This window comes from Candidatus Poribacteria bacterium (assembly GCA_021295755.1).
GTDB lineage: Bacteria > Poribacteria > WGA-4E > WGA-4E > PCPOR2b > PCPOR2b.
The window spans coordinates 1-5,425 of record JAGWBT010000075.1 but is presented as its reverse complement, the minus strand read 5'-3'; the positions used below and the strand labels follow the sequence as shown (position 1 = coordinate 5,425).

At 50.7% G+C, this 5,425-nt stretch carries 5 protein-coding genes; 4 read left to right on the top strand and 1 reads right to left on the bottom strand.

Going from position 1 to position 5,425, the window contains the following annotated elements; all coding sequences use genetic code 11:
• The 3 genes from J4G02_12195 to J4G02_12185 form a co-directional block, all read left to right on the top strand.
• Nucleotides 1-248, top strand: a 248-nt coding sequence (locus J4G02_12195) for a hypothetical protein (protein MCE2395340.1), incomplete at its 5' end; no start/stop codon positions are given.
• A gap of 103 nt (nt 249-351) precedes the next feature.
• Nucleotides 352-777 (top strand): hypothetical protein, encoded by a 426-nt coding sequence (locus tag J4G02_12190; protein ID MCE2395339.1) that lies wholly within the window; start codon nt 352-354, stop codon nt 775-777.
• 25 nt (nt 778-802) lie between these two features.
• Nucleotides 803-1,345, top strand: a complete 543-nt coding sequence (locus tag J4G02_12185; protein MCE2395338.1) for a hypothetical protein — start codon at nt 803-805, stop codon at nt 1,343-1,345.
• A 128-nt stretch (nt 1,346-1,473) separates the two neighbouring features.
• On the opposite strand, the gene J4G02_12180 is transcribed toward J4G02_12185, so the two are convergent.
• On the bottom strand, nt 1,474-2,922 hold the full coding sequence (locus J4G02_12180) for a hypothetical protein (GenBank protein ID MCE2395337.1): 1,449 nt from the start codon (nt 2,920-2,922) through the stop codon (nt 1,474-1,476).
• A gap of 171 nt (nt 2,923-3,093) precedes the next feature.
• Here J4G02_12180 and J4G02_12175 point away from each other — a divergent pair, with 171 nt between their 5' ends.
• A complete protein-coding gene (locus J4G02_12175; protein MCE2395336.1) occupies nt 3,094-5,100 on the top strand; it encodes a hypothetical protein in 2,007 nt (668 codons plus the stop codon).
• Nucleotides 5,101-5,425 lie beyond the last annotated feature (325 nt).

Below are 5,425 nucleotides of genomic sequence, written 5' to 3'. Positions count from 1 at the left end.
AGGCAGTTGCACAGTTCAAAGACAAGGTGCCCGCGCTTGGGAACGGCTTGGCAGAGCTGATCGAAAAGGAACAGGGCGCGAATCGGGAGTTTACCGCCGCCTTTGCCGCCTTCCATGAGAAATGCCGTCAATCAATCAACCCCAACCTCTCTGAAGCCGCTGTCGAGGAGATGCTGATTCAGCACCTGTTGACCGAGCGGATCTTCCGAACCGTCTTTAGTAACTTGGTATCACGGTTTTCCCCTTGATATGTAGGTGATGTTTAACAACGGGCTCATGAGCGACACAATAATACTATCGCAATTATGCGAAAACTACAACTGAAAATAGCGTGAAGTTTAGAAAACAATTATGAGATGTAAAGCACGAACCCCCTTTATTTTTCGATGTCTCAGAAGCGCCGTTGAAGACAGTCCATACTGCCTAGAACATCAGAACTACCCACCGAGCGGTTGGCGATATGGCTTACTAACGGCTTCAAGGATTGCAACCGGAGTTGCTGGGGCTGCGATTGCGGTCATCGGTTTCGCCTGCTTGAGAAACTGCCCGAACAAAGATTTCAAGGAGAGCGAAGGGCAGCTGAACGAGCAGCCGCCATTCGATTACGCTGTGCTGTGTATGGCGATTTACGAAGCGAAGGAGACACTTTACATCTCCGCAGAAACGGGTAGATCCACGATCTTTATGACGCCAGCGGGGAGTAACGATGTCTATTTCTCCCGAATAACAGAGCCACCCGAGTCAACTCCCGGAAGGACTAAAGGACGCAAGGTTTGAAGATGCTAACACAGGCTTTCGTGCGATGCTATACCAATCGAAGGACGCGGGGGAGATTGTCGTTGTTTATCGGGGTGTCAGGAGAACCAATATCCTCCAAGATAGCCAGACATGCCTTTCTCAGGGGTTAGGGTTTGGCGCAGCAATATATCAACAGGCTATCCAACTTGGCAAAGCGGTGGTGGAAGCCTATGGGGATAAAGTGTTCTTCACAGGACATTCCATGGGCGGCGGTCTAGCAGCTGCCGCGAGCCTCGTAGCAAATCGGCCGGCGGTGACTTTCAATAGTGCAGGCGTGCATCCCGCCACCCTTGAGGGATTTGGCTTAGACGACGCAACCATTGACGAAAGACTGAAATCTATTGTGAACTACTATGTGCCGGGCGAATGGCTATCTACCCTTCAAAGTCCCTGCTTCGTCAAGAGTGCCGCCGGTATACATATCCCACTGCCAGATGTCGGGGGTCGAGTTTCTGTAAATGCAGTACCTCCCAGAAACAAAGGACGCGGCAAACATTCAATCACGTTAATTATTGCCACGTTGTACGATCTCGTCCAATCCTTATAACCCGCTTCCCATCTATATCTGCTTTTCTCCGCGTCTTTGCTCCTTTGCATCTTTGCGTTAAATTGTTGTTTCATTCGTGTGGATTGGCGTGGATTAGCGGATGGTTTGCTCTTTTCACGTTTCACACCTCATTTACTTGTCTCCGCAATGGCGTCTAGATAATCCTTAACCCGCTGCCGATACCGCACAGGAATCCGATCCCTTTCTATCGCCTCCGCATAAGCCTGTTTTGCGTTGAGATAGGCTTCTCGGTGTGGCATATAAGTGGGTTCCTCCTCACCGCCCGGAGCCTCTTGTGTTGAAGCTGTGGCAAATTCTTCCGAATCCGATGTGGCTCCCCTTAATTGTAGTGCTTCCGTGGGTTGTGTTTCTAAATACATTGCTTCAATCTGTGTTCCCCGTGCCTCTCCCGTTTCAGATTCTTCGCCCGGTCCCCCATCGCTGCCTGCCACTCCTCCCGTTTTACGCGCCATTTCGATACCCGCCAATCCAATATTTTTTCGGCTTGTCTTAATCTCCTCCAAAATATCTTCCAACTGTGCGATGTCTTTTGCCTGCTGGTCAATCTCTAGAATCGAACGTGCAATTTTCGCTAGCATCTCAGGACTGACTCCCTCTGTTTCAATCTCGTTCAATTGATCCACAAGGTTCTTGGCAGCGGGGTTGCCCCCAAGCCGTTCGGCAAGTTGCCTGAGTAGTGCATCCAATTCCGTCCGCTGTGCCTCAGTCAGTCCAGCCATCTGATCCGCCAGTTCCTGTAGTTCTGAAGCAATTTCCGCTGTATTCGCCCCACCGAGTAGGTTGGAAATTTCGCTCAGCTTAGAGATGGTTTCGACCGCTTGATCCAACTCATTTTCCGCCAGTTGGTTTTTCTGTGCCTGAACCTCTTCACGAAGTTTGCTGAGTTTCTCCTGAGCGGTTTGCACACCAGTGCGCTTATTTCGCAATGTTTTGACCGTCTCCTCAACCTGTTTGGAGAGTTCCGTCTCGTCGAGACCACTAACCGCTCCTTCAAGCCTTGCTGCAGCGTCATGGATAGCTTCCTGTTCTGAGGGGTTCGGGGGCGGGACGATTTCATACATGCGTGGGACGAAGAATGAAAGCCCAACTAGCAACATGGGGATGGGAAGCCATTTGAGGGTCCGTGGGACCGTGTAGGAGACCACAGTGGCAGGGAGAATCCCTTGGACTGCCCGTGCAGCATCACGAACCTGCAAAATGGCAAAATCACCTGCGTTCCTCCGCCTCATTGCCTCAAGGGCAGTGCCGAGCCGTTCTTTCAGATTGAGGCGTTGATCCACAAAACGTGCCACCTCAAACGGATCTACCTTCCCTAACAGAACCAAACCAACTGCAATAGCACTCGCAACGACGATTGGCAGGGCGATTGCAAGTCCAATCGGTATCGGCAACGGGAAAAATCGGTTGGCTACAAGCAATAGCCCAACGATGAGAAGCCCCCAGAGATTAAATGCAGCCAGATTCTGGAAGATTCTCTCAATCCGCATTCGACGTTGGATGGCAGATAGCTTATTTTGGATAATTTGTTCAGGTTGATTTTGTATTGTGTTTCGCATATCCTATTAGACGAACTATCCGGCAAAATCGTTCAGACAGAGATCTGAAATTTTCTACTAGCAACAAGAACCGATGGTATCGGATAAACCTATAAGATAGGTGTATCGTCGCAGAAAAACGATGGCTTCGCACCGATTTATCAAAACTGCTTTGCAAAGGATGTATTCCACGTGAAAACAAATAAAGAAATCAAAAACTCTGCCAATCACGTTTCACGCATCACGCATCACGTTTCACGTTTCACGTTTCACGCATCACGTTTCACGTTTCACGTCGTATTTCTCATTGTGATCCTTATCAGCGGAAGCGTTGGATGTTCAAGAGATCAAGCCCCCAAACCCGGTCGCTGGGAAATCGTTCGACGCGCAGATTGGGAAGCACGATTCTACGATGTATTCTTCATTGACGAGCGCACCGGGTGGATAGTCGGCAATAACGCAGGAAGCACATTTGCGGAGGAACTCGACAGCGTGATTGCACACACAACGGACGGCGGGGTAACGTGGCAGCCACAGCAGAGTGGCGTCTACCATCCGTTACGAGCGCTGCGATTTGCAGACCACCAAACCGGGTGGATCGTCGGCGAAAATGGTATCATCCTGCACACAAACGATGGTGGGGAGACGTGGGAACGACAATCCGGCGATACATATAATAACCTGTTCGATCTCCACTTCGTCTCAGCCCAAGAGGGGTGGATCGTCGGCGATTTTGGGACGGTGCTATACACGAAGGATGGCGGACAGAATTGGGTAGATCGATCAGAAGGGGTTGGCGACAACTCACTACGGGGTGTATTTTTTCTCAATGCCCGTCAAGGTTGGACTGTCAGCCACCAGGGCAACGCCTACTATACACGCGACGGGGGAAAACGCTGGACTTACCAGAGAACAAATGTCCGCTACGAGTTGTCCGATGTCCACTTTGTCGATGAGAACCGCGGCTGGATCGCCGGTGACAGACGGATAGTGCTTGCTACACAGGATGGCGGCAGGAACTGGAAATATTTAACGAGCGGCTCAAATAAACGCCACGAAGAACAGTACGGTCAGCAGATAAGAACCGGGGATGAACCGCTACACACCTTCCTCCTGTACGCGCTCCATTTTCCCGATGCCGAGAACGGTTGGATCGTTGGCGACTTGGGGGCCATCTTGCACACCAACGATGGCGGGAGGACGTGGAAGCATCAGCGAGGTGGGGCAACACAATTGGTCGGAGCGGATGTCGTTTTGCTAGGTGTCCATTTTGTCAATTCTCGACTCGGCTGGACTGTCGGGGAGTTCGGAACTATCTGGCACACCAAGAACGGTGGAAGGACGTGGGAACTTCAATCCGCACCGAGCTATCTGCTCACAGACCTCCATTTTATCAACGATAAGGTTGGATATGCGGTGGGCGACCGCGGTGAGGTCCTCCGCACGGACGACGGTGGATTACGCTGGCAGTCGCAAGATAGCGGAACGATGGAATGTTTCGGATCAACGCATTTTATCAACGACAAGATTGGTTGGAGCGTTGCGGAATGGGGAACGATTATCCACACCACCGATGGCGGCAAAACGTGGTTACAGCAGGAGGCTAATACGGAAAATGACCTCCTCGGTGTCTCCTTCGTTGATCCACAGCACGGGTGGGCAATCGGTCACAGTGGGGAGATTTTGCACACCGCGGACAGTGGCAAAACGTGGAGTAAACAGCGCAGCGGTGTCAACCGTCACCTGTTTGGTATCCATTTCATTGACACTCAAACCGGATGGGTTGTGGGGCAAGGCGGTGTGATTCTTCACACACGGAACGGCGGCAAAAAATGGGAGGTGCAAGCCGAGCTCGGAGAGGTCTGGCTATCGGGGGTGTACTTTACAGACCATCTAAACGGTTGGGTCGTTGGGATTGATGGATTGGTTATCCACACAACCGATGGAGGGCGCACGTGGAAACGCCAAAAGAGCTACGTGGCAAGTTTCCTTAATAGTGTCTTCTTCCTCAATGCGAATCTCGGCTGGGCGGTCGGCGGCGAAGGCACAGTTATCCGTACCCTCGATGGTGGCGAGAACTGGCGTCCACAAAGGTGCGAAAGCCACTATAACCTGAACTCGATTTATATGGCGGACGCCGAAACGGGCTGGATTGTCGGCGATCTTGGGGTAATGTTGCGGTATGTTGTTGATGATTAGGGGACGGCAACCCTAGCTTAACCCAAGTTACTAGATATTGAAGATCCATCGGCTTTCTGTTAAAGATAACCTAAGTTGCTAGTTATAGAAAACGTTGCAAACCAAGCGAATGAAAGCTGTGGTGAATTCTAAAAATAAATAGACATTCAAAGTAGTAGGCACACTTTGTGTGCCGTAACTCTGTGAACAAGTTCCTGACATCGTTCGTTCATAGTGTCCAATTATAGTGAATCAGAGAAATAAGTGGATATTTACCAATAACTCTAACCTACGCGCAGTTTCCAAAGTCCCCCTGATAAGGGGGATTTAGGGGGTTGGCTGTGCA